The following is an 18,641-nucleotide window of genomic DNA, read 5'->3' on the forward strand; positions in this document are numbered from 1 at the left end:
CCTGCCGAGCCCCGCTTCTTGCGGTGGCCGACCTGGTCGGCGGGCTGTGGAATCACCGCCCGAATCCCGCGCGAGCGGAGCTCGGCGCGGATCGCACGGGAGGAGTAGGCCTTGTCACCAAGCACTGCGTCAGGTCTCGTGCGCGGGCGGCCGCGACCGAGTCGCTTGACCGCGAGTTGGGACAACAACGGCTTCAGCATCGGCGAATCGCCAGCCTGGCCAGGCGTCAACGCGATCACGAGCGGGCGACCGCGCCCATCTACGAGCTGATGGATCTTGGTCGACATGCCTCCGCGCGAGCGCCCGAGCGCGTGATCGGGCGGCTCGGCGCGCAGATTCATGTAGTTCGACTCAGCCCCCTGTGAGGCCCGTGGCTTGGCGGCCGGCAGGTCGCTCAACACGGCGCAGAGTGGTGGCGTGCTGGTGGGCGCGGTTGATCGTGGAGTCCACGCTGACCATCCAGTCGATGTCGCCCGCGCCGTCGGCCTCGGCCAGGAGCCGGGCGTGGATCTTGTCCCACGTGCCGTCGCTCGAGAACCGCTTGTGCCGCTTCCACACCGTCTGCCACGGCCCGAACGAGCCGGGCAGGTCGCGCCACGCAATCCCCGTCCGGAACCGGTAGATCACGCCCTCGACCACCTGCCGGTGATCACGGAACGGCCGGGACTTCACGCCATCCGAGGACGGCATGAACGGCGCGATCCGCTCCCACTGAGCATCGGTCAGGACTCGTTCACGAGACATGCCCGCATCAAAACAGCCCTATCGGCGTGGACTTGGGAGACACGCCCTAGGCGCGGGCGACGTGGAAGTGGCGCAGCCGGGCCTGCATCGCACCGATCTGCGCCCACGCGACCCCCACGTCGAACACGGCCGCGGTGCTGGTCGGGAAGGTGCCCAGCGCGATCGACTCCGAGGCCTCGCCCTCCCCGTCGTCGAGGAGCTGCACGACCATGCCCATCGTCGGGTTGTGGCCGACGACGACGACCGTCCCGGTGTCGTCGGGCACGCCGCGGACCAGGTCGAGGACACCTTCCTCGTCGGTGCCGTAGAGGCCGCCGTCGTACGCGGGCTCGAGGGTCCAGCCAGCCCCGCCAGCGACCGCGGCCCAGGTCTCCCGGGTGCGGGCGGCGTAGGACACGAACGCGGCGTCGGGGACGACCCCCTGCCCGGCCAGCCACTCCCCCAGCATCCGGGCCTCGACCCGGCCGCGCTCCTCGAGCACCCGGTCCACGTCGCTGGGTGCCCAGGGCTCGGCCTTGGCGTGCCGGATGATCACGAGGCGCCGGGTGGTCTGCACGTGCTCACCCTACGGCGTGCGCCATGCTGGGAGCGTGGATCCGTACGGCACGACCCACTACGTCCCGCTGGCCGTGTTCGCGGTCGGCCTGGTCGTCGCGGTGGTGCTCGGTCGGCGGCACGCCTCCGAGCCGGGGCCGACCCGGCTCAGCCGGGCCTGGGCGCTGCTCATCCCGGTCGTGACGATCCCCTTCCAGGTCATCGACCTGGTCGCGAACTTCGACATCGGCGTCACCCTGCCGCTGCACCTGTGCGACCTGGCCTGGATCGCGGCGACCTGGGCGCTGTGGACCCACCGGCCGTTCCCGGTCGCGCTGACCTTCTTCTGGGGCCTGACGCTGACCATCCAGGGGGTCGTGACGCCCTCGCTGAACGAGGACCTCCCCCACCCGCGGTACTTCGCCTTCTGGGCGCTGCACCTGCTCATCGTGTGGGCGGCGGTCTACCTGGTCGTCGGGCTGCGGAAGGCACCCCGCTGGCGGGACTACCGCGCCGCAGTCCTGACGACGCTGGTGTGGGCGTCGGCGACGTACGCCTTCAACGTCGTCGCCGACACCAATTACGGCTACCTGGTGCGGAAGCCGCGGTCGTCGATCCTCGACCTGCTGGGTCCGTGGCCGTGGTACGTCGTCCAGGAGATCCTGGTCGTCGTCACCGCATGGGCGTTGCTGACCCTGCTCGCGCAGCGGTGGTCAGGCACCCATCGCGTGGAAGCCGCCGTCGACGTGCAGGATCTCGCCGGTCGTGGCCGGGAAGAGGTCTGAGAGCAGCGCGCACACCGCGCGGGCAGTGGGCTCCTGGTCGGTGTTGTCCCAGCCGAGCGGCGCCCGGGTGCTCCACATCGACTCGAGGTCCTCGAAACCCGGGATCGCCTTGGCCGCGAGGGTGCGCAGCGGGCCGGCCGAGACCAGGTTGACCCGGATGCCGTCGGCGCCGAGGTCGCGGGCCAGGTAGCGCGCGCAGGACTCCAGGCCGGCCTTGGCCACGCCCATCCAGTCGTAGACCGGCCAGGCGACGGTGGCGTCGAAGGTGAGGCCGACGACCGAGCTGCCGCTGGCCATCAGCGGGCGGCAGGCGACCGCGAGGGACTTCAGCGAGAACGCGGAGACCTCGACCGCCTGCGCGACGTCCTTCCACGGACCGTCGAGGAACTTGCCGCCGAGCAGCGTCTCGGGGTTGCCGTAGGCGATCGAGTGGACGACGCCGTGCAGCACGGCGTCCTCGCCGAGGACCTCGCGCACCGCGCCGGGCAGCGCCGCGAGGTGCTCCTCGTCGGTGACGTCGAGCTCGATGACGGCCGGCAGCTCGGGGAGCCGCTTGACGATCCGGCGGGTGATCCGCAGGGCCTGGCCGAAGTTCGACACGAGCACCGTCGCGCCCTGCTGCTGGGCGAACTTCGCGACCGCGAAGCCGATGGAGGTGTCGAGGGTGACGCCGGCAACCAGGACGTTCTTGCCGGCGAGGATGCCGTTGCGGTTGATCGTGCTGTCCGTGCTGGTGGTGTCGCTCATGTCAGTGCCCCATTCCGAGTCCGCCGTCGACCGGGATCACCGCGCCGGTGACGTACGACGCCGACGGGCCGGCCAGCCAGAGCACGGCTCCGGCGACCTCCGTCGGGTCGGCGTACCGGCCGAGCGGGACCTGGCTCCGGATGCCTTCCTTCTGCTCGTCGGTGAGCACGGCCGTCATGTCGGTGTCGACGTAGCCGGGCGCGACGACGTTCGCGGTGATGGACCGCGGGCCGAGCTCGCGGGCCAGCGAGCGGGCCATGCCCACGAGGCCGGCCTTCGACGCGGCGTAGTTGACCTGGCCGGGCGAGCCCAGCAGGCCGACGACGCTGGAGATGAAGATGATGCGGCCCTTCTTCTGCCGCAGCATGCCCTTGGCGGCACGCTTGGCGAGGCGGAAGGACCCGGTCAGGTTCGTCTCGATGACCGAGCTCCAGTCGTCCTCCGACATGCGCAGCAGGAGGGTGTCGGCCGTGATGCCGGCGTTGGCGACCAGCACCTCGACGGGGCCGTGGGCCTCCTCGGCGGCGGTGAACGCGGCCTCGACGGCAGCCGGGTCGGTGATGTCGGCCTTGAGCTCGAGCGCGCCGTCGGGGGCGCCGCCGCTGCGGGTGGTGACGGCGACCTTGTCGCCGTTGGCGAGGAACGCTTCGGCGATGGCGCGGCCGATGCCGCGGTTGCCGCCGGTGACCAGGACGGATCGGGGTTCGTTCACGTCTCCGACGCTACGGGCGCGGGTGCCTGCCGCTCGCCCGCGGCAGGCACCAACTTCCCCGGCATCCCTTGTAGGGGTCCTACAAGGTCACCCGTGGGTCACTCGTCGTCCTCGAGGCGGAAGCCGATCTTCATGGTGACCTGGAAGTGCTCGACCTGGCCGTCCTTGACCTGGCCACGGACCTGGGTGACCTCGAACCAGTCGAGGTGGCGGAGCGTCTGCCCGGCGCGCGAGACGCCGTTGCGGATGGCCTGGTCGATGCCGTCGGGCGACGTGCCGACGATCTCGCTGATGCGGTAGGTACGGTTCGACATGCCGGTCAGCCTAGTCCTCCGTGCCCGGCGTAGGCTGGGGCCATGTCCTCCCCCCGCCACGGCCGTCAGGGGCCGGACGGTCGGCGGGAGCCGGAGCCGATCCGGATCACCACCGCGGGCGACAACCCGCAGGCCGACATCGCACGGCGCCAGAAGAAGTACGCCATCGCCATGGGCATCCGCACCCTGTGCTTCATCGGTGCCGCGATCAGCGGCGCGGCGGGCATCCACTGGCTCTGGCCGATCCTGATCCTCGCCTCGCTCTTCCTGCCGTACGTCGCCGTCGTGATGGCCAACGCCAACGACAGCCGCGCCTCGTCGCTGCCCCTCACCGGCGGCGGTGACGCGCAGCGCCAGCTCGGCCCCGGGGAGAAGGGTGACCATGGAGCCTGACCGCGACATCTGCTCGGCGAAGGACTGCCGCGCCGACGCGGTGTGGCAGCTGCAGTGGAACAACCCGAAGCTGCACACCTGCGACGCCCACCGCCAGTCCCTCGCCGACTTCCTCGGCGCCCGCGGCTTCCTTCGCGACACCGTCCCCCACCCCTCCTGACCCGACGGTCGAGACGTCACCTGTGGCACGTCGAGTGGTCACCTGTGGCGGGTTGAGTGGTCAGGAAGTGCCCGTTGAGTGGTCGGCGGCGTACGACGGGTCTCCTGGTCACACCCGGCCCGGGATCGTCCACGAATCGTCCACAACGGGCGGCGCCGCCTCGGCTGTCCACCGGCCCCGACCACAGGGGCAGACGGACCGATCGACGCAGCGCATCGTCGGCAGGCATGGACCTCGACGACTTCCCGATCGGCCCCTTCCACCTGCGTGATGCCGACTCGCTCGGCGTGCGTCGACGACGGGTGCGGTCCGCGGAGCAACGCGGCCTCCTCGTGCGTCGTACTCGAGGCATCTACCAGCGCAGCGACCTGCCGGACACCCTCACCGAACGCGCCCAGGCCGTGTCCGCTGCGCTCGCCCCGCACCACGTGGCTGTCGACCGTACGGCGGCGTGGCTCCACGGCGTCGACGTCTTCCCCGCTGGCGAGCTGGCCTCCGGCCCGCTCATCGAGAGCTGCGCATTGCGCGGGCGCACCCGGACCAGACGCCCGGAGGTCGACGGCCGCTCGCGTGACCTGGCACCGGAGGACGTGATGACGGTGGCCGGGGTGCCGGTCACGACACCCTTGCGGACCGCGCTCGACCTCGGTTGCCACCTGCACCAGCGCGACGCGTTCGCGGCGATGTGCCTCCTCGCCCGACGGCACGGGCTGACCACGCGGGACCTCCAGCGCGAGCTGCCCCGCTACCGCCGCCGGCGCGGGGTCGTCCAGCTCCGCATGCTGGTCCCGTGGGTGGACCCGCGCGTCGAGTCGCACCGCGAGGCATGGGTGCTGCTCGAGGTCGTCGGCCGCGGGATGCGCAAGCCGGAGCTCCAGCACTGGATCGAGGTCGAGGGCAAGCCGACCTTCCGACTCGACTTCGCCTGGCCGGACGCCCGGGTGTGCCTGGAGTACGACGGGTACGACGCCCACCTGCGCACCCCCGAGCAGCGGCAGTACGACGAGGAGCGGCGCCGCTGGCTGAGGGAGAACGGCTGGACGGTGATCGTCGTGCGCAACGGCGACTTCACCGGCAGGTCGCTGGACCGCTGGGTCCTCCAGCTGGCGCGAGCGTTGCGGCCGTCGTACACGAACCGGCGGTGGTGAAAGCGACCACTCCTGACCTCTCACCAGGCCGCATCTGACGCTTCAACGCGCCACAACTGACGTCTCAACGGGCCACAGGTGACGTCTCAACGAGCCACGAGTGACGTCTCGAGGAGGGAGGAGGCTCAGCCGCCGATGGCGGACATGGGGCGGTCGGGCTGGAGGAAGGTGGGGTCGTCGATGCCGTGGCCGGCGGCCTTGGTGGCCATGGCGGCGAGCCAGCGATCGGCGAGCTCGTCGTCGGAGGCGCCGGCGCGCAGGGCGGTGCGCAGGTCGGACTCGGAGCGGGCGAAGAGGCAGTTGCGGACCTGGCCGTCGGCGGTGAGCCGGACGCGGTCGCAGTCGCCGCAGAACGGGCGGGTCACCGACGCGATGACGCCGACGGTCGCCGGCCCCCCGTCGACGGTGAACAGCTCGGCCGGGGCGCTCCCCCGCGGCTCGGACGCCGGGGTGAGGTCGAAGGCGGCCGACAGCGAGGTGAGGATCTCGTCGGCGGTGATCATCTTGTCCCGGCTCCAGCCGTGCTGGGCGTCGAGGGGCATCTGCTCGATGAAGCGCAGCTGGTAGCCGCGCTCGATGCACCAGGCGAGCAGCTCGGGGGCCTGGTCGTCGTTGACGCCGCGCAGGAGCACGGCGTTGACCTTGACCGGGCCGAGGCCGGCGGCCTCGGCGGCAGCGAGGCCCTCGACGACGTCGTCGAGGCGGTCGCGGCGGGTGATCTCGTGGAAGGACTCACGACGGACGCTGTCGAGGCTGACGTTGACCCGGTTCAGGCCGGCGTCGGCGAGCGCGCCCGCGGTGCGGGCCAGGCCGAGGGCGTTGGTCGTGATCGACATCTCGACGTCGGCAGCGAGCTCACGGACCTGCCGGACGATGTCGACCAGGCCGCGGCGCACCAGCGGCTCGCCGCCGGTGAAGCGCACCTCGTCGACCCCGAGCCGGCCCACGGCGACGCCGATCAGGCGGACGACCTCGTCGTCGGTGAGCTGGTCCTCGGTCGGCATCCAGTCGAGCCCCTCGGCCGGCATGCAGTAGGTGCAGCGCAGGTTGCAACGGTCGGTGAGCGACACCCGGAGGTCCGTCGCCACCCGTCCGTACTGGTCGACCAGGGGCTGCATGCACCCATCCTAGGCCGGTGGGCGGTTGGAAGCAGGCTGGTCCTACCGTTGTCGGGTGCGATCCTGGCTCGCCTCGTGGCGTTTCCTGCTCAGCAGGCGGTGGGTGCTCTTCTTCCTGGCGATCATCCTGCTCGGCTACGGGACGTGGTGGCTGGGCGAGTGGCAGTTCGGCCGGCTCGAGGACCGCCGGGAGCGCAACGAGGTGGTCGCGGCCAACGAGGACCGCGCCCCGGTGCCCGTCAGCGAGGTGCTCGCCCCGGGTCGCCCGGTGGCGAAGGACGACGAGTGGCGCCTGGTCTCCGCCCGCGGCGTGTACGACGTCGAGGACACCGTCGTGGTCCGCTACCGCACCCGCAGCGGCATGCCCGGGGTCGAGGTCGTGGTCCCGCTCGTCACCGCCGACGGGACCGCCGTCGTGGTCGACCGGGGCTGGTTCGCCACCGACGACCCGCAGATCGGTCCCGACGAGCTCCCCGCCCCACCCGCGGGCGAGGTGGCGATCACCGGCTGGGTCCGCGCCGACGGCGAGGGCGACAGCACCAAGGTCGTCGGCCGCTCGACCCGGGCGATCAGCAGCGAGCGGATCGGCGAGGCGATCGGCACCCCGGTGCTCACCGGCTTCGTCGCGCTCAAGGCGGAGGACCCGGAGCCGGAGGACGCCCTCGAGCCCGTCGAGCTCCCCGAGCTCGGCGAGGGGCCGCACTTCTTCTACGGCCTGCAGTGGTGGTTCTTCGGCGTCCTCGGGATCGGCGGGTTCGCCTACCTCGCGTGGGACGAGCGCAGGAACGGTCGCCGCGGCGAGCGGCGCCGCAAGGAACGGGCCCCCGGCCCGTTCGCACGCCGGCGCGAGGACCCGGCTCAGAGCCCGCGCGACATCCCGCCGTCGACGGGCACCATCACGCCGGACACGAACGAGGCCGCCGGGGACAGCACGAACGCCGCGACCCGGCCGAACTCCTCCGGCTGACCGTAGCGGCGCAGCGGGATCTGCGCCTCCGTCGCCGCCCGCGCCGCGTCCGCATCGCCCGTCGCGGCGTCCAGCTCCGCGACGCGCTCGGTCGCGACCCGGCCCGGCAGCAGCCCGTTGACCCGGATCCCCCGCGGGCCGAGCTCGTCGGCGAGGTTCTTGGCGACCATCGCCAGGCCGGGCCGCAGGCCGTTGGAGATGGCCAGCCCGGGGATGGGCTGGCGCACGCTGGTGGACAGCACGAACGCGATCGAGCCGCCCTCGCCGAGCTCGGCGGGCGCCGCGCGGGGCGGCGGGGGGGGGGGGGGGGGGGGGGGGGAGCCACTGCTCGTCGGTCATGTCGGTGACCTGGCCGCCCGGCGGTCCGCCGACGCTGACCAGCACGCCGTCGAGGCGCCCCCAGGCGTCCTTCGCGGCCGCGACCAGCCGCGCCGCTGCGTCGGGGTCGGCGTTGTCGGCCACCACCCCGGCGGCGCACCCGTCGCCGCCGATGCCTGCCAGCGCGGCGACCGCCTCGTCCACCGACTCCTGCCGGCGACCCGAGACCACCACCCGGGCGCCGTCGGCGACCAGCGCCTCCGCGGTCGCGCGACCGAGCCCGCGGGTCGCGCCGGTGAGCAGGTAGGCCCGCCCGTCGAGTCCGAGGTCCATCAGCTCGTCTCCATCGTTTCCGTCGTCTCCATCGTCTCGGTCGTCTCGGTCGTCTCCAGCTCCTCCGCGACCCGCGAGACCGGTACGACGTCCGGTGCTCCCTTCCGCGCCGCGTCGGCCGTGTGGTCGTCGGGCTGCCGCTGCGACTCGCGCTCGGCCTCCACCCGCTTCAGGTAGTGCTCCAGCTCCCGGTTGGTCTGCTCGCCGTCCCACTGGAGGTAGCCGCGCACCAGCTCGGCCACGTGCGGGGCGGCCGCGACACCGCGGTCGAAGGTCTCGATCGAGATCCGCATCCGGCGGGTCAGCACGTCGTCGAGGTGCCGCGCGCCCTCGTGGGTAACGGCGTAGACGGCCTCGGCCTGCAGGTAGTCCTCGGCGCCGGGCAGCGGCTCGGCGAGGTCGGGCTCGGCGGCGATGATGTCGAGCACCTCGAGGACCAGCGAGCCGTACCTCTCCAGCAGGTGCTCGACGCGGTTGACCGCGAGCCCGGACTGCTGGGCGAGCGTGCGGCGCTGGTTCCACAGTGCGTGGAAGCCGTCGGCGCCCACGAGCGGGATGTTCTCGGTGACGCACGCGCCGACCTTGCGGCCGAGCACGTGCTCGAGGCCGTGCACGGCCTCGTCGACGGCGTCGGCAGCCATCACGCGGTAGGTCGTGTACTTGCCGCCGGCGACCACCACCAGGCCCGGCACGCTGTGGGCCACCGCGTGCTCGCGGGAGAGCTTGGACGTCGCCTCGGACTCGCCGGCGAGCAGGGGCCGGAGGCCGGCGTACACGCCCTCGACGTCGTCGCGGGTCAGTGGCACCTCGAGCACCCGGTTGACGTGGTCGAGCAAATAGTCGATGTCGCTGGAGCTGGCCGCCGGGTGGTCCTTCGACAGCGACCAGTCGGTGTCGGTGGTGCCGATGATCCAGTGCCGCTTCCACGGGATCACGAACAGCACCGACTTCTCCGTGCGCAGGATCAGGCCGGTCTCGCCCCGGATGCGGTCGCGGGGCACGACGAGGTGGATGCCCTTGCTGGCGCGGACCTTGAACTGGCCGCGCTCGCGGGCCATGCCCTGGGTCTCGTCGGTCCACACGCCGGTCGCGTTGATGACCTGCGAGGCGCGGACGTCGAGCTGCTGGCCCGTCTCGAGGTCGACGACGGTGGCGCCGACGACCCGCTCGCTCTCCTTGAGCAGCCCGACGACGCGGGTGCGGGAGGCGACCGCGGCGCCGTAGGTCGCGGCGGTGCGGGCGAGGAACATCGTGTGCCGGGCGTCGTCGACCTGCGCGTCGTAGTAGCGGATCGCACCGACGAGCGCGTCCTTGCGCAGCGACGGGAACGCCTTGCGCGCCCCGTGGCGGGTGAGGTGGCGGTGCACGGGCATGCCGTCGCCGTAGCCGCTGGCCTTCGACATCGCGTCGTACATCGCGACCCCGGTGCCGGCGTACCAGCGCTCCCAGCCGCGTCCGTTGAGCGGGTAGAGGAAGGGCACCGGTCGCACCAGGTGCGGTGCGAGGCGCTGCATGAGCAGCCCGCGCTCCTTGAGCGCCTCCGCGACCAGCCGGAAGTCCATCATCTCCAGGTAGCGCAGGCCGCCGTGGATCAGCTTCGAGCTGCGGCTGGAGGTGCCGGAGGCGAAGTCGCGGGCCTCGACGAGGCCGACGGTCAGTCCGCGGGTGGCCGCGTCGAGCGCCGCGCCGGCCCCCACGACTCCCCCGCCGATCACCAGCACGTCGAGGTGCTGGGTGGCGAGCCGCTTGAGGGCGGCGCTGCGGGCGCGGGGCGAGAGGGCTGCGGGGTTCACGCGTCGACCTCCACCCAGTCGAGGGTCCGCTGGACGGCCTTCTGCCACTGCGCGTAGCCGGTGGCGCGCCGTTCCTCGTCCCAGTGCGGCTCCCAGCGGGTGTCCTCCTGCCAGTTCTCCCGCAGCTCGTCGGTGGAGGACCAGTAGCCGACGGACAGGCCGGCGGCGTAGGCCGCGCCGAGCGCGGTGGTCTCCGGCACGACCGGTCGGCTGACCGGCACGCCGAGGACGTCGGCCTGGATCTGCATGCAGAGGCTGTTGAGGGTCACTCCCCCGTCGACCTTGAGCACCTCGAGCTGCACCCCGGAGTCGGCGCACATCGCCTCGACGACGTCGCGTGACTGGTAGCAGATCGCCTCGAGGGTCGCCCTGGCGACGTGGGCGTTGGTGTTGTAGCGCGACAGCCCGACGATGGCGCCGCGGGCGTCGGAGCGCCAGTAGGGCGCGAACAGGCCGGAGAAGGCGGGCACGAAGTAGACCCCGCCGTTGTCCTCGACCTGGCGGGCGAGCGCCTCGGACTCGCTCGCCCCGCTGATGATCCCGAGCTGGTCGCGCAGCCACTGCACGGCCGACCCGGTGACGGCGATGGAGCCCTCGAGGGCGTAGACGCAGGGCTGGTCGCCCAGCTGGTAGGCCGGCGTGGTCAGCAGGCCGGCCTTCGAGCGGACGATCTCGGTGCCCGTGTTGAGCAGCATGAAGTTGCCGGTGCCGTAGGTGTTCTTCGCCTCGCCCGGTGCGAAGCAGACCTGGCCGACGGTCGCGGCCTGCTGGTCGCCGAGGATGCCGGTGATCGGGACCTCGCCGCCGAACGGACCGTTGCGCCGGGTCGTGCCGTAGGGCGTGGTCGCGGACGACTCCCGGATCTCGGGCAGCATCGCCCGGGGGATGCCGAAGAAGCCCAGTAGCTCGTCGTCCCACTGCAGGGTCTCGAGGTCCATCAGCATGGTGCGGCTGGCGTTGGTGACGTCGGTGACGTGCACGCCGCCGTCGACGCCGCCGGTGAGGTTCCACAGCACCCACGTGTCGGCCGTCCCGAAGAGTGCGTCGCCGCGCTCCGCCTTCTCCCGCACGCCGGGGACGTTCTCCAGGATCCACTGCAGCTTCCCGCCGGAGAAGTACGTCGCCGGGGGCAACCCGGCGCGGTGCCGGATGACGTCTCCCCGACCGTCACGGTCGAGGGCGGCCGCGATGGAGTCGGTGCGGGTGTCCTGCCAGACGATCGCGTTGTGCAGCGGTCGGCCGGACCTCCGGTCCCACACGATCGTGGTCTCGCGCTGGTTGGTGATGCCGACCGCGGCGAGGTCGGCGGCGTCGAGGCGCGCCTTCCCGAGCGCGGTCTGCACGACGGACGACGTGCGCTCCCAGATCTCGACGGGGTTGTGCTCGACCCACCCGGCCCGGGGCAGCACCTGCTGGTGCTCGAGCTGGTGCCGCGCGACCTCCCTGCCCTGGTGGTCGAACACCATGAACCGGGTGCTGGTGGTGCCCTGGTCGATGGCCCCCACGAACCGTGCCTGCGCCATGCGCCCACCCTACGGGCGCCGGGTGACGTCCCGGGGTCGTCTCGGGGACAATCCTGATGCAGGCCGTCGGTGCCGACTGGCAGGGTTGTGCCATGACGGTCGACGCCCCCACCCCCCAGACCACGCCGCCCGCCAGCCGGTACGCCGCGCGAGCCGTCGATCTGCACAAGGTCTACGGCTCCGGCGACTCCGAGGTCCGCGCGCTCGACGGTGTGTCCATCGACCTCGTGGCCGGCGAGTTCACCGCGATCATGGGCCCGTCCGGGTCCGGCAAGTCCACGCTGATGCACTGCCTGGCCGCGCTCGACACGCCCACCGCCGGCACCGTGCTGATCGGCGACACCGACCTGTCACGCCTCAAGGACAAGGCGCTCACGGCGCTGCGCCGCGACGACGTGGGGTTCGTGTTCCAGGCCTTCAACCTGGTGCCGACCCTGTCCGCGCAGGAGAACATCCTGCTCCCGCTCAGCCTGGCCGGGCGCAAGCCCGACCAGGGGTGGTTCGACACCGTCGTGGACACCGTCGGCCTGCGGGMCCGGCTCGGCCACCGCCCCGCGGAGATGTCCGGCGGCCAGCAGCAGCGGGTGGCGTGCGCCCGCGCGCTGGTGAGCAAGCCCGAGATCGTCTTCGCCGACGAGCCGACCGGCAACCTCGACAGCACCTCCGGCGCCGAGGTGCTCTCGTTCCTGCGCCGCAGCGTCGACGAGTTCGGCCAGACCATCGTCATGGTCACCCACGACGCCGTCGCGGCGTCGTACTGCGACCGGGTGGTGTTCCTCGCCGACGGCCGCATCGTCGACGAGCTGCGCTCCCCCGACCGCGAGCAGATCCTCACCCACATGACCGAGCTGCAGGCGGCCGCGGCCCGCGGGAAGGCCTGACATGCTGCGGCTGACCCTGCGCAACCTGCTGGCGCGCAAGGTGCGCCTGCTGATGAGCGGCCTCGCGGTCGTCATCGGCGTGGCGTTCCTGTCCGGGGTGCTCGTCTTCAGCAACGGCCTGCAGGCCACCTTCGACGGGATCATCTACGGCTCCACGCCCAGCGGCGTGGTCCGCGCCCAGGACACCGACGAGTTCAGCGACGGCGTCGGCGGGCAGTCGGAGCTCGCGATGGGGCCGGAGACCGTCGCCGCGCTGGAGGAGCTGCCCGAGGTCGAGCGGGCCGACGGCGACATCGCCGCGCCAGGCATGAGCCTGCTCGCGAACGACGGCACCCTCGTCGGCGGCAGCGGCGCCCCGACGCTGGCGTTCAACTACCACGACGGCCCCAACATGGAGGGCGAGCAGATCCTCCTGCTCACCAGCGGCGAGTGGCCCACCGGCACGGACGAGATCGTCCTCGACGACGGCGCCGCGGACAAGGGTGACTACGAGATCGGCGACGAGGTGAAGCTGCTCGCACCCTTCGGCGTCCTCGAGCGGACGGCGACCCTCGTCGGGACCGCCGAGCTCAACGGTGGCGGCACGGCGGGCGCGACCCTGTTGGTCTTCTCGACCGAGGGAGCCCAGGACCTCTTCTTCCAGGGCAGGGACGTCTTCAACCGGATCAGCCTCACCCCGGCACCCGGCGTGACCCAGGAGGAGCTGCGCGACGCCGCGAGCGCGGTGCTGCCGGACGGCTTCGAGGCGGTCACCGGCGACGAGGTGGCCGAGGAGTCGCAGGACGCGGTCGGCAGCTTCCTCGACGTGATCACGACCTTCCTCACGGTGTTCGCGATCATCGCCGTCATCGTCGGCGGGTTCATCATCGTCAACACCTTCTCGATCCTGATCGCCCAGCGCACCCGTGAGCTGGCGCTGCTGCGTGCCCTCGGGTCGTCCCGTGGCCAGGTGATGCAGTCGGTGCTCGTCGAGGCGTTCGTGCTCGCCGTGGTGGCCTCGACGATCGCGATCGGGCTCGGCCTGCTCCTCGCCCGCGGCCTCGCCGCGCTGTTCCGCAGCGTCGGCCTCGACATCGCCGGCGACGCACTCGACCTGACCCTGCAGGCCACGCTGATCAGCTACCTGGTCGGCGTCGGGGTGACCATGGCGGCCGCCTGGCTGCCGGCGCGCCGTGCGGGCCGGGTCGCCCCCGTCGCCGCGATGCGGGCGGACTCCGCACCGGAGCGCGCATCGCTGCGCCGTCGTACCGTCATCGGCGGGGCGGTGCTGGCGATCGGCGCGGGCTTCGCGGTGGCCGGCATCGCCGACACCAACGCGCTGCTGATCGGCATCGGCGCGGTCCTGTGGATCCTCACGGTCGCCGCGATCAGCTCGGTGATCGGCAAGCCGGTCCTCGTCGCCTGCCGCGGCCTGTTCGCCGGCCTGTTCGGCACGACCGGGCGCCTCGCCGGCGAGAACGCGCTGCGCGACCCGCGGCGGACCGGTGCGACCGCGTCGGCGCTGATGATCGGGCTCGCCCTGGTGTCGACGATCGGTGTCCTGGCCGCCTCGCTCAACAAGTCGGTCGACGACGTCGTCGACGAGCAGTTCACCGCCGACCTGCTGGTGCAGAGCACGACCTTCCTGCCGTTCTCGACGGTGGTCGGTGACCGGATCGCCGAGGTCGACGGGGTCGGCACGATGAGCCGGCAGCAGCTCACGACGGCGCAGTACGACGACGACACCGTCTACCTCACCGGCACCGACGACGCCTTCACCTCGATCTACGACCTCGACGTCTTCGAGGGCACCACCGAGCTCGACGGCGACCAGGCGTTCGTGAGCAAGCGGTTCGTCGACGAGCACGACGTGGCCGTCGGCGACACCCTCGACCTCGCGTTCCAGGGCGGGAAGCAGCTGCGGCCCGAGGTCGTCGGGATCGTGGAGGACACCGAGGTCGCCTCCCAGGTGAACGTGCCGCTCGAGCAGCTGGCGAAGGCCGGCATCCTGCGGCAGGACAGCGCCATCAGCATCCTGCTGGAGCCGGGCGCCGACACCGCGGAGGTGCGCGACGCCATCGACGAGGCGGCCGAGTCGGCGCCGATCGTCGGGGTCTACGACAAGCAGGAGTTCTCCGACGAGATCCGCGAGCAGGTCAACCAGCTGCTCTACATGATCTACGGCCTGCTCGCGCTGGCGATCGTCATCGCGGTGATCGGCATCGTGAACACCCTCGGCCTCAGCGTCATCGAGCGGACCCGTGAGATCGGCCTGCTGCGGGCCGTCGGCATGAGCCGCGCGAAGCTGCGCCGCATGGTGATGCTCGAGTCGGTCACCATCGCCGTGCTCGGTGCGATCCTCGGCATGGTGCTGGGCCTGGTCATCGGCGTGCTGCTCCAGCGGGCGCTGAAGGACGACCTCACCAGCCTCGGCCTGCCGGTCAGCCAGCTCGTGGTCTTCCTGCTGATCGCCATCGTCGTCGGCGTGCTCGCCGCGGTGGTGCCGGCGGTCCGGGCCGCCCGGCTCAACGTGCTGGACGCGATCGCCACCGAGTGAGACCCGGCCGTCGTGCCCGGTCCCGGCGAGCTGGTGGGGGCCGGGCCGCGGTCGTCAGGCCAGCGCGACCAGGTCGGCGTACTCCGGGTTCCAGAGGTCCTCGACACCGTCGGGGAGGATCAGCACGCGGTCCGGCTCCAGTGCGTGGACCGCGCCCTCGTCGTGGGTGACCAGCACGATCGCGCCCTCGTAGCGGCGGATCGCGTTGAGCACCTCCTCGCGGGAGGCCGGGTCGAGGTTGTTGGTCGGCTCGTCGAGGAGCAACACGTTGGCGGCGGAGACGACCAGCGAGGCCAGGGCCAGCCGGGTCTTCTCCCCGCCGGACAGCACGCCGGCGGGCTTGTGCACGTCGTCGCCGGAGAAGAGGAACGAGCCGAGCACGGAGCGGGCCTCGGTGTCGGTCAGCTGCGGCGCGGAGGACTGCATGTTCTCCAGCACCGTTCGGTGCACGTCGAGGGTCTCGTGCTCCTGCGCGTAGTAGCCGACCTTGAGCCCGTGCCCGGCGACGACCTCACCGGTGTCGGGCTTGTCGACGCCGGCGAGGATGCGCAGCATCGTGGTCTTGCCGGCGCCGTTGAGGCCGAGGATGACCACGCGCGAGCCCTTGTCGATGGCGAGGTCGACGGCGGTGAACACCTCGAGCGCGCCGTAGGACTTCGACAGGTCGTGCGCGGTGAGCGGCGTCTTGCCGCACGGTGCCGGGCTGGGGAACTTGATCGCGGCGACCTTGTCGGCCTGCCGCTCGCCCTCCACGCCCTCGAGCAGCCGCTCGGCACGCCGCAGCATCTGCTGCGCGGCGCTCGCCTTGGTGGCCTTGGCACGCATCTTGTTGGCCTGGTCGGTCAGCGTCTTCGCCTTGTTCTGCGCGTTCATCAGCTCGCGCTTGCGGCGGGCCTCGTCGGTCTCGCGCTGGGTGAGGTAGTTGCGCCACCCCATGTTGTAGACGTCGATGACGGCCCGGTTCGCGTCGAGGTGGTAGACCTTGTTGACGGTCTCCTCGAGCAGGTCGTTGTCGTGGGAGATCACGATGAAGCCGCCCTTGTAGGACTTCATCCAGTCGCGCAGCCAGAGGATCGAGTCGGCGTCGAGGTGGTTCGTCGGCTCGTCGAGGATCAGCACCTCGGCGCTCGAGAACAGGATCCGCGCCAGCTCGACGCGGCGTCGCTGGCCGCCGGAGAGCGTGCCGAGCGGCTGGTCCATCAGCCGGTCCGGGATGCCCAGGCTCTGCGCGATCTGGAGCGCCTCGGTCTCGGCCGCGTAGCCGCCGCCCGCGTCGAGCTCGTCCTGGGCGCGCTGGAACTTGCGGAACGCCTTGTCCCGCTCGTCCGGGTCGTCGGAGGCCATCGCGACCTCGGCGGCCCGCATCCGTCGTACGGCGTCGTCCAGCCCGCGGGCGGACAGGATCCGGTCGCGGACGAGGGTCTCCGGGTCCCCGACGCGCGGGTCCTGCGGGAGGTAGCCGAGCTCCCCGCTGTTGGTGACCGTGCCGCTGGCGGGCAGCACGTCGCCGGCGAGCACCTTGGTGAGGGTGGTCTTGCCGGCACCGTTGCGGCCGACGAGGCCGACCTTGTCGCCGGGGCCGACGCGGAAGCTGACGTTCTCCATGAGGAGCCGCGCACCGACGCGAACCTCGAGCTGGTGCACCGTGATCATGACGGGCGCGATTCTCCCACGCGGGTCTCGGCGCGCCCTAAACCCCGACGCGGTGCCCTAGGCTCCTGTCCGTGGTGCGATTCAATCCGAAGGCCCGCCTCGACCGTTCTCGGGTCCGCGACGCCGGTTCCGGCGGTGGCGGTGGAGGGTTCGGCGGCAGCGGGATGCGCATCCCGATCCCGACCGGCCGCGGCGGCATCGGCGGGGTCGTCCTGCTGGTCGTCCTGTTCGTGGTGGCCCGGTGCGCCGGCATCGACCTCGGGCTCGGCGGCGGCGGTGGCGGCGGCCTCGGGGCGGCCTACTCGCCGTCACGGCTCAGCGACGCCGAGCAGGGCACCGACCGGTACGCCGGCTGCGAGACCGGCGAGGACGCCAACCGGTCCGCCGACTGCGCGCGGGTCGCGATCGAGAACTCCCTGACCGACTTCTGGTCCGGGCAGCGGGTGCGCGGCTGGCAGCCGATCTCGGCGCTCACCACCTTCTCCGGCAGCGTCTCGACGGCGTGCGGCCAGGCCAGCTCGGCCGTCGGTCCGTTCTACTGCCCTGCCGACCAGGGGATCTTCCTCGACACCTCGTTCTTCGACACCGTGCTCGAGCCGGAGCTCGGGGCGCCGGACGAGCCGTTCGTCGAGTTCTACGTGCTCGCCCACGAGTACGGGCACCACATCTCCAACCTCCAGGGCTTCATGAACCAGGTCCGCAGCCAGCAGGGCCCGACCAGCGACGCGACCCGCCTCGAGCTGCAGGCCGACTGCTACGCGGGCTTGTGGGCGCAGCACGCGACGACGACCGAGGACGCCGCCGGCCAGGTCCTCCTGCAGGAGCTGAGCAACGCCGACATCGAGAACGCCCTCAAGGCAGCGGCTGCCGTCGGCGACGACCACATCCAGCGCAAGACGCAGGGCCAGACCAACCCGGAGACGTGGAACCACGGCTCGTCCGCGCAGCGGATGCACTGGTTCCGCGTCGGTTACGAGGGCGGCGACGTCGCGGCCTGCGACACCTTCTCGGCGTCCGAGTCGGAGGTCCTCGGCCGCGGCTGAGCCCTCCCGGACGCGCCGACGCCCGGGGCCGGCTCAGAGCTCGAGCAGGGCCTCCATGTGCCCGAAGGTGCGCTGCAGCGCGCGCAGGTGCGGGGCGACGGCGGGGTGGCGGTACTTCGCGGCCAGCGCCCCCTCGCCCGTGGCGACCCGCGCCAGCGCCCACTCGGCGCGACTGAGCGCGGTGTAGACCGCGGTGACCTGGGCGCCGAGGACGACGGCGTCGCGATCCGCGACGCCGCCCGGCAGGCCGAGCAGGTAGGCGTCGAGCAGCGGCTCGAACTCCTCGCGCGACGACAGCGACAGGTAGCCCAGGTCGCCACCCACCGGGCCGTGGCCCAGGGTGCCCCAGTCGATGGCCAGCGCGTCGTCACCCTCGCGGCCCGGGAGGTTGAGCGCCGTCGGGTCGCCGTGCTGCGGCACCTGCGGGAGGCCGTCGAGCAGGGTGAGCATCACCTCGCGCCTGGTCCACAGGTGGTCGGCGACGTCGGCGACGGTCGTGCGGGCCAGCGTCGGCCAGCCGCCGTTGCGCGCCACGCGGTCCAGGCGGTCGCGCAGCAGGTCGGTGGCCAGGAACGTCGGGTGGCCGATCTGGGCTCCGGCGAACCGGCCGACGGACAGCGCCAGGAAGAGCCCGCTGGAGGCCGCGTCCTCCACCCAGTCGCGGGTGATGGTGACGCCCTCCTCGTCCTCCTCGACCGACGCCGGCGCCGACCGCAGGCCGGGCGTGCTGACGGTCAGGCCGGTCTCGAGCACGTCGGCCTCGCGGCGCCACCAGGCGACGTGGCTGCGGTCGGAGAGGATCGCCGGGTCGCCGGCCTGCGGTGCGCCGAGGCGCTTGACCACGACCGGCCGGCCACCGAGCGCGGTGCGCCACACACCGACGGTGGACGTCCCGGAACCTCCCGGGAGCGCCACCCAGTCGGGCTCGGGCTGCCACAT

The 18,641-nt window shown here is 72.1% G+C and carries 20 protein-coding genes and 1 pseudogene; 8 read left to right on the forward strand and 13 right to left on the reverse strand.

Annotated features, from left to right (window positions below; all coding sequences use genetic code 11):
- From L615_RS15945 to L615_RS15955, 3 genes are all read right to left on the reverse strand, one after another.
- Positions 1-341, reverse strand: a 341-nt coding sequence (locus L615_RS15945) for a transposase (RefSeq protein ID WP_145725711.1), incomplete at its 3' end; no start/stop codon positions are given.
- A 10-nt stretch (positions 342-351) separates the two neighbouring features.
- Entirely contained in the window at positions 352-744 is a 393-nt protein-coding gene (locus tag L615_RS15950) for an IS5 family transposase (RefSeq protein ID WP_145725712.1), read from the reverse strand.
- A gap of 46 nt (positions 745-790) precedes the next feature.
- Complete coding sequence (locus L615_RS15955; RefSeq protein ID WP_145725713.1) at positions 791-1,300, reverse strand: histidine phosphatase family protein; 510 nt, start codon at positions 1,298-1,300, stop codon at positions 791-793.
- Positions 1,301-1,334: 34 nt separating this feature from the next.
- Between L615_RS15955 and L615_RS15960 the strand changes: the two genes are divergently transcribed.
- On the forward strand, positions 1,335-2,063 hold the full coding sequence (locus L615_RS15960) for a TIGR02206 family membrane protein (protein ID WP_186449898.1): 729 nt from the start codon (positions 1,335-1,337) through the stop codon (positions 2,061-2,063).
- On the opposite strand, the gene fabI is transcribed toward L615_RS15960, so the two are convergent.
- From fabI to L615_RS15975, 3 genes are all read right to left on the reverse strand, one after another.
- The gene (fabI, locus tag L615_RS15965; RefSeq protein WP_051485367.1) at positions 1,992-2,810 is read right to left on the reverse strand and encodes an enoyl-ACP reductase FabI; all 819 of its coding nucleotides are present in this window, start codon (positions 2,808-2,810) and stop codon (positions 1,992-1,994) included. The genes L615_RS15960 and fabI overlap by 72 nt on opposite strands.
- Before the next feature lies 1 nt (position 2,811).
- Positions 2,812-3,522, reverse strand: coding sequence for a 3-oxoacyl-ACP reductase FabG (fabG, locus tag L615_RS15970; protein WP_145725715.1), 711 nt, complete (start codon positions 3,520-3,522; stop codon positions 2,812-2,814).
- Positions 3,523-3,620: 98 nt separating this feature from the next.
- Positions 3,621-3,836, reverse strand: coding sequence for a dodecin (locus tag L615_RS15975; RefSeq protein ID WP_028654038.1), 216 nt, complete (start codon positions 3,834-3,836; stop codon positions 3,621-3,623).
- 42 nt (positions 3,837-3,878) lie between these two features.
- Between L615_RS15975 and L615_RS15980 the strand changes: the two genes are divergently transcribed.
- The 3 genes from L615_RS15980 to L615_RS15990 all read left to right on the forward strand — a co-directional run bounded on the left by L615_RS15980 (position 3,879) and on the right by L615_RS15990 (position 5,537).
- Positions 3,879-4,229, forward strand: coding sequence for a DUF3099 domain-containing protein (locus tag L615_RS15980; RefSeq protein ID WP_051485368.1), 351 nt, complete (start codon positions 3,879-3,881; stop codon positions 4,227-4,229).
- Positions 4,219-4,389: an acetone carboxylase gene (locus tag L615_RS15985; RefSeq protein WP_145725716.1), complete on the forward strand. Its 171-nt coding sequence runs from the start codon at positions 4,219-4,221 to the stop codon at positions 4,387-4,389. The genes L615_RS15980 and L615_RS15985 overlap by 11 nt, the downstream gene beginning before the upstream one ends.
- Before the next feature lie 227 nt (positions 4,390-4,616).
- Positions 4,617-5,537 carry a type IV toxin-antitoxin system AbiEi family antitoxin domain-containing protein gene (locus L615_RS15990; protein ID WP_028654040.1) on the forward strand — a complete coding sequence of 307 codons (921 nt, stop codon included), beginning with the start codon at positions 4,617-4,619 and terminating at the stop codon, positions 5,535-5,537.
- 125 nt (positions 5,538-5,662) lie between these two features.
- Here L615_RS15990 and moaA read toward each other — a convergent pair whose 3' ends face one another.
- Positions 5,663-6,655 (reverse strand): GTP 3',8-cyclase MoaA, encoded by a 993-nt coding sequence (gene moaA, locus L615_RS15995; protein ID WP_028654041.1) that lies wholly within the window; start codon positions 6,653-6,655, stop codon positions 5,663-5,665.
- A 55-nt stretch (positions 6,656-6,710) separates the two neighbouring features.
- Here moaA and L615_RS16000 point away from each other — a divergent pair, with 55 nt between their 5' ends.
- Complete coding sequence (locus L615_RS16000; RefSeq protein WP_145725717.1) at positions 6,711-7,622, forward strand: SURF1 family protein; 912 nt, start codon at positions 6,711-6,713, stop codon at positions 7,620-7,622.
- On the opposite strand, the gene L615_RS24355 is transcribed toward L615_RS16000, so the two are convergent.
- The 4 genes and pseudogenes from L615_RS24355 to glpK all read right to left on the reverse strand — a co-directional run bounded on the left by L615_RS24355 (position 7,514) and on the right by glpK (position 11,589).
- Positions 7,514-7,864 (reverse strand): SDR family oxidoreductase, encoded by a 351-nt coding sequence (locus L615_RS24355; protein ID WP_261376730.1) that lies wholly within the window; start codon positions 7,862-7,864, stop codon positions 7,514-7,516. The two genes, L615_RS16000 and L615_RS24355, sit on opposite strands and share 109 nt — an antisense overlap.
- A 139-nt stretch (positions 7,865-8,003) precedes the next feature.
- Positions 8,004-8,273, reverse strand: a pseudogene (locus tag L615_RS24360) (SDR family NAD(P)-dependent oxidoreductase); the annotation flags it as partial.
- On the reverse strand, positions 8,273-10,066 hold the full coding sequence (locus L615_RS16010; protein ID WP_145725718.1) for a glycerol-3-phosphate dehydrogenase/oxidase: 1,794 nt from the start codon (positions 10,064-10,066) through the stop codon (positions 8,273-8,275). The pseudogene L615_RS24360 and the gene L615_RS16010, both read right to left, overlap by 1 nt.
- Entirely contained in the window at positions 10,063-11,589 is a 1,527-nt protein-coding gene (gene glpK, locus L615_RS16015; RefSeq protein WP_028654043.1) for a glycerol kinase GlpK, read from the reverse strand. Before glpK ends, L615_RS16010 begins: the two co-directional genes overlap by 4 nt.
- Positions 11,590-11,681: 92 nt before the next feature.
- On the opposite strand from glpK, the gene L615_RS16020 reads away from it, so the two are divergent.
- Both L615_RS16020 and L615_RS16025 read left to right on the forward strand, forming a co-directional pair.
- A complete protein-coding gene (locus L615_RS16020; protein WP_145725719.1) occupies positions 11,682-12,470 on the forward strand; it encodes an ABC transporter ATP-binding protein in 789 nt (262 codons plus the stop codon).
- 1 nt (position 12,471) lies between these two features.
- A complete protein-coding gene (locus L615_RS16025) occupies positions 12,472-15,006 on the forward strand; it encodes an ABC transporter permease (RefSeq protein WP_145725720.1) in 2,535 nt (844 codons plus the stop codon).
- Between the two features lie 54 nt (positions 15,007-15,060).
- Here L615_RS16025 and L615_RS16030 read toward each other — a convergent pair whose 3' ends face one another.
- Complete coding sequence (locus tag L615_RS16030; protein ID WP_028654046.1) at positions 15,061-16,659, reverse strand: ABC-F family ATP-binding cassette domain-containing protein; 1,599 nt, start codon at positions 16,657-16,659, stop codon at positions 15,061-15,063.
- 71 nt (positions 16,660-16,730) lie between these two features.
- On the opposite strand from L615_RS16030, the gene L615_RS16035 reads away from it, so the two are divergent.
- Positions 16,731-17,702 carry a neutral zinc metallopeptidase gene (locus tag L615_RS16035; RefSeq protein ID WP_261376731.1) on the forward strand — a complete coding sequence of 324 codons (972 nt, stop codon included), beginning with the start codon at positions 16,731-16,733 and terminating at the stop codon, positions 17,700-17,702.
- 33 nt (positions 17,703-17,735) lie between these two features.
- Here L615_RS16035 and L615_RS16040 read toward each other — a convergent pair whose 3' ends face one another.
- On the reverse strand, positions 17,736-18,641 hold the full coding sequence (locus L615_RS16040; RefSeq protein ID WP_028654048.1) for a phosphotransferase: 906 nt from the start codon (positions 18,639-18,641) through the stop codon (positions 17,736-17,738).

This window comes from Nocardioides sp. J9 (assembly GCF_007829375.1).
In the GTDB taxonomy this organism is placed as follows: Bacteria; Actinomycetota; Actinomycetes; order Propionibacteriales; family Nocardioidaceae; genus Nocardioides.

Bases quoted from the DNA above. Each gene is read 5' to 3' on its own strand.
- L615_RS15950 (WP_145725712.1), bottom strand. From the start codon at position 744: ATGTCTCGTGAACGAGTCCTGACCGATGCTCAGTGGGAGCGGATCGCG.
- fabI (WP_051485367.1), bottom strand. From the start codon at position 2,810: ATGAGCGACACCACCAGCACGGACAGCACGATCAACCGCAACGGCATC.
- L615_RS15975 (WP_028654038.1), bottom strand. From the start codon at position 3,836: ATGTCGAACCGTACCTACCGCATCAGCGAGATCGTCGGCACGTCGCCC.
- L615_RS15980 (WP_051485368.1), top strand. From the start codon at position 3,879: ATGTCCTCCCCCCGCCACGGCCGTCAGGGGCCGGACGGTCGGCGGGAG.
- L615_RS15985 (WP_145725716.1), top strand. From the start codon at position 4,219: ATGGAGCCTGACCGCGACATCTGCTCGGCGAAGGACTGCCGCGCCGAC.
- L615_RS15990 (WP_028654040.1), top strand. From the start codon at position 4,617: ATGGACCTCGACGACTTCCCGATCGGCCCCTTCCACCTGCGTGATGCC.
- moaA (WP_028654041.1), bottom strand. From the start codon at position 6,655: ATGCAGCCCCTGGTCGACCAGTACGGACGGGTGGCGACGGACCTCCGG.
- glpK (WP_028654043.1), bottom strand. From the start codon at position 11,589: ATGGCGCAGGCACGGTTCGTGGGGGCCATCGACCAGGGCACCACCAGC.
- L615_RS16025 (WP_145725720.1), top strand. From the start codon at position 12,472: ATGCTGCGGCTGACCCTGCGCAACCTGCTGGCGCGCAAGGTGCGCCTG.
- L615_RS16030 (WP_028654046.1), bottom strand. From the start codon at position 16,659: ATGATCACGGTGCACCAGCTCGAGGTTCGCGTCGGTGCGCGGCTCCTC.
- L615_RS16040 (WP_028654048.1), bottom strand. From the start codon at position 18,641: ATGTGGCAGCCCGAGCCCGACTGGGTGGCGCTCCCGGGAGGTTCCGGG.